The sequence below is a fragment of the Marinobacter sp. genome, from assembly GCF_033722735.1.
Lineage (GTDB): Bacteria > Pseudomonadota > Gammaproteobacteria > Pseudomonadales > Oleiphilaceae > Marinobacter.
The window spans coordinates 1-4,001 of sequence record NZ_JAWVYN010000052.1 but is presented as its reverse complement, the minus strand read 5'-3'; the positions used below and the strand labels follow the sequence as shown (position 1 = coordinate 4,001).

General features: G+C 65.5%; 4 protein-coding genes. 3 read left to right on the top strand and 1 reads right to left on the bottom strand.

The window, feature by feature from the left end; all coding sequences use genetic code 11:
- A partial coding sequence (gene thiI, locus R3175_RS17880; RefSeq protein ID WP_413231794.1) for a thiazole biosynthesis protein occupies positions 1-669 on the top strand: 669 nt, incomplete at its 5' end.
- Between the two features lie 12 nt (positions 670-681).
- On the opposite strand, the gene R3175_RS17875 is transcribed toward thiI, so the two are convergent.
- On the bottom strand, positions 682-1,698 hold the full coding sequence (locus R3175_RS17875; protein WP_318945702.1) for a histone deacetylase family protein: 1,017 nt from the start codon (positions 1,696-1,698) through the stop codon (positions 682-684).
- Positions 1,699-1,895: 197 nt separating this feature from the next.
- On the opposite strand from R3175_RS17875, the gene R3175_RS17870 reads away from it, so the two are divergent.
- Together R3175_RS17870 and R3175_RS17865 are read left to right on the top strand one after the other, a co-directional pair.
- On the top strand, positions 1,896-3,347 hold the full coding sequence (locus R3175_RS17870) for an NAD-dependent succinate-semialdehyde dehydrogenase (protein WP_318945701.1): 1,452 nt from the start codon (positions 1,896-1,898) through the stop codon (positions 3,345-3,347).
- 158 nt (positions 3,348-3,505) lie between these two features.
- The coding region (locus tag R3175_RS17865; protein ID WP_318945700.1) for a UvrD-helicase domain-containing protein at positions 3,506-4,001 on the top strand (496 nt) is incomplete at its 3' end.

Here is a 4,001-nt window from a genome sequence, read left to right as displayed (position 1 = left end):
GTGGTGCTGAAGCGGGAGATGCTGCGGGCGGCCTCCGCCATCGCCGAGGGCCAGAATACCGAGGGGCTGGTGATGGGGGACGCGGTGGCCCAGGTGTCCAGCCAGACCCTGACCAACCTCAACGTGGTGGACCGGGCCAGCGAGCAGGTGGTGCTGCGGCCGCTGATCGCCATGGACAAGGAGCAGATCATCAAGCTGGCCCGGGACATCGGCACCGAGTCGTTTGCCCGCACCATGCCCGAATACTGCGGGGTGATCTCCCAGAAGCCGGCCACCCGCGCCAAGCTGGACCGGGTGACGCACGACGAGGCCCAGATGGACCCGGCGGTGCTGCAGCGGGCGGTGGCACAGCGTACCGAGACCGCCGTGGCGGATCTGATGGAAACCCTGACCACCCCGGAAGAGGTGGAGTTGGTGCAGACCCCCGGCGTCGACGACGTCATCATCGACGTCCGCCATCCCTCCGAGGGCGAGCGGGCCCCGCTGGTGCTCACCAACAACGAGGTGCTGCAGATCCCGTTCTACGAACTCAACCAGCAGATCGGCCAACTGCCCAAGGATCGTCAGTACCTGCTGTACTGCGATCGCGGCTCGATGAGCCGGATGCACGCCGGCCATCTCAAGGCGGAAGGCTTCCAGAACGTCAAGGTCTATGCCCCCGGGGCGTAACCCTGTCTGGGCTCAGATGCCCAGGCCCTCGAAGAATCGCTGAACGTTCTCGTTCAGCGCCTCCAGGTCGTAGCCGCCTTCCTGCACCACCAGGGTGGGCAGGGCGGCCCGGCGAACCTGGTCGCCCAGGCGTCCGAACCCTTCCGAACTCACCGACACCTTGGCTTGGGGATCGTTATGGTAGATATCGAAGCCCAGGGTGAGCACCAGGGCGTCGGGCTGGTACAGTCGAATTGCCGTTAACGCCTCGTCCAGCCGGGCGAAGAAGTCCTCTTCCGACGAACCGTGGGGCATGGGCAGGTTGATGTTGTAGCCCAGGCCGTCCCCCTCTCCCCGTTCTTCCTCATAGCCGCTGACCACCGGGTAAAAGTTGGTGGGGTCGCCGTGGATGGAGACGTACAGCACGTCGCTGCGGTGATAGAAGATTTCCTGGATGCCCTGGCCGTGGTGCATGTCGGTATCCAGGATCGCCACCCGCGGGAAGCGGGCGGTAAGCCGTTCCGCGGCAATGGCGGCGTTGTTCAGGTAGCAGAAGCCGCCGGCGGCGTCCCGGCGGGCATGGTGCCCCGGCGGCCGGCATACCGCATAGCTGGTGCGCTCGCCGGCCATCAACGCGTCGGCGGCACCGAGGGCGGTCTGGGCCGACCAGTAGGCGGCCTCCCAGGTGTTGGCGCCGATCGGGCAGCTGCCGTCTGCCAGGTAGCGGGCGGCCTCGGCCAGGATGCTGCGCATCGGGTTGGGCGACCGGACAAAGATGTTGGACATCACCTCGTCACCCCAGTCTTCCCCCATGGCGGTCCAGCGGCGGTGGGCGGATTCCAGGAACCGCAGGTAACCCAGGTCATGGACCCGGGCGATGCTGCCGGCGCCCTGATCCGCTGGGGTCAGCACCGGGACCGCCATGGCCTTGAGCCCCTCGAGCATTTGCCCGGTCCGGTCGGGCACTTCCTGGGGCTGGCGCATCTGGCCCCGGGTGAAGTAGCTCTTGGGGGTGTGCAGATCCTGGGATGGGTGGAAGAACGCTTTCATCGTCTGACCTCCTGCTTCGTCTACCATCGAGTATAGGCGGCCGGTCAAGGTGCGGCCTTGCGGGAGTCCTTGCCGGGCTGCTTTACAGTGACCCGATCCGGGGCCACTATGAATGCCTGGAATGGCCAGTTTTGGCCGGCAGGCATGGGCGCCGGGTGTCAGCGACAGCCAGGCGCCAGAGACAGAAAGGAGCCGAGATGATTGAGTCCCCATTGCTGAAAACGTTTAACGGTTATGTGGATGGCCAGTGGGTGGACGCGGCCGATGGTGCGACCTTTGACGTCTACAACCCCGCCAACGGCGAGTGCCTGGCAAAGGTCAGTTCCATGACCGCCGCCGATGTGGAACAGGCGGTGGCGGCGGGCTGCCGGGCCCTCCAGCTGATGCAGCCGTATTCGGTGGACACCCGACGCCGGTGGCTGGAGGAAATCCGTGACGCCCTCCGGGCCAACAGCGACGAGGTAGGCCGGATCCTGTGCCTGGAGCACGGCAAGCCCCTGGCCGAGGCCAAGGGCGAGGTGGAGTACGCCGCCGGTTTCTTTGACTATTGCAGCCTGCACATCAGCGCCCTGGAACCGCATACCCTGCCGGAGAAGCCCCGCAACTGCAGCTGGACGGTGCATTACCGGCCCATTGGCGTGGCCGGTCTGATCACCCCCTGGAACTTCCCCATCGGGATGATTGCCAAGAAACTGTCCGCCGCCCTGGCGGCAGGCTGTCCGTCGGTGATCAAGCCCGCCAGTGAAACCCCGCTGACCATGATCGCCCTGTTTACCCTGATGGCAGAGCAGACCTCCATCCCCGACGGCATGGTGAACCTGGTGATGGGTAAGGCCAGCGTCATTGGCAAGGTGTTGTGTGAGAGCCCGGATGTACCCATGCTGTCGTTCACCGGCTCCACCGAAGTGGGCCGCAAGCTGCTTGTCGATACCGCCGACCAGGTCAAGAAGCTGGCACTGGAACTGGGCGGCAATGCCCCCTTTATCGTGTTTGCCGATGCCGACCTGGACGCCGCGGCGGATAACCTGATCGCCAACAAGTTCCGCGGCGGCGGTCAGACCTGCGTCTGCGCCAACCGGATCTTCGTGCACGAGGACGTCATGACCCGTTTCGGCGAGAAGCTGGCCGAGCGGGTCAACCGGATGACGGTGGGCGATGGCATGTCCGAGGGCGTGAACATCGGCCCGCTGATCAACCAGGCCGGGTTCGACAAGGTCCGTCGCCACGTCCAGGACGCGCTGGACAAGGGCGGCCAGCTGGTGGCCGGTCCGGACCCCGGCAGCCTGGGGGGCGATCTGTTCTACCCGCCCACGGTGGTGTCCGGGGTCACCCGGGAGATGGCCTGTTACCGGGAGGAGACCTTCGGGCCGCTGGTGCCCATGGCCAGCTTCCGTACCGAGGAGGAGGTGGTGGCCGCCGGCAACGACACTGAATTTGGCCTGGCGTCCTACCTGTTCACCGCGGATGCCGAACGTGCCCAGCGGGTGGCGGCGGGCCTGCGCTTTGGCCATGTGGGCTGGAACACCGGTACCGGGCCGACACCGGAGGCGCCCTTTGGCGGCATGAAGGCATCCGGAATTGGTCGCGAGGGCGGTGTCGAGGGACTGTTCGAGTTCGTTGAGCCGCAAACCATTCCGCGGGGCCAGTGACCGTCCGTCCCGGTCACCTGGCGAAGCCGTATACCCCGGCAGGGAAGGGCCTTGCCGGGCTCGCGCCCGTCCCATTGGGGTTCGGACCAGAAACCTGTTTTCTCTCCTGCTATAATCCCAGGCCTGTTTAAATAGCCAGTACCGGACGGACGCTCTCTATGGATGTCTCCCACATTATCGATACCCTCAACGATGCCCAGCGCGAGGCCGTGACTGCCCAGAACGATCACCTGCTGGTGTTGGCGGGGGCCGGCAGTGGCAAGACCCGGGTGCTGGTGCACCGGATTGCCTGGCTGATGCAGGTGGACGGGGTGCCGCCGACGGGCATCCTGGCGGTGACCTTCACCAACAAGGCCGCCAGGGAGATGCGCTACCGCATTGAGCAAATGATGAACATTCCGGCCCGGGGGCTGTGGTTTGGCACCTTCCACGGCATTGCCCATCGCCTGTTGCGGTCCCACTGGCAGGATGCCGGGTTGCCGGAGAACTTCCAGGTGCTCGACAGCGACGACCAGCTGCGGCTGGTCAAGCGGGTGATGCGGGAGCTGCAGATCGACGAGAGCCGCTGGCCGCCAAAACAGGTGCAGTGGTTCATCAACAGCCAGAAGGACGAGGGATTGCGGGCGGACCACATCCAGGTCAATCCCGGTGATC

Excerpts from the sequence above, each read along its gene's own strand:
- R3175_RS17870 (WP_318945701.1), top strand. The coding sequence starts at position 1,896 with ATGATTGAGTCCCCATTGCTGAAAACGTTTAACGGTTATGTGGATGGC.
- R3175_RS17875 (WP_318945702.1), bottom strand. The coding sequence starts at position 1,698 with ATGAAAGCGTTCTTCCACCCATCCCAGGATCTGCACACCCCCAAGAGC.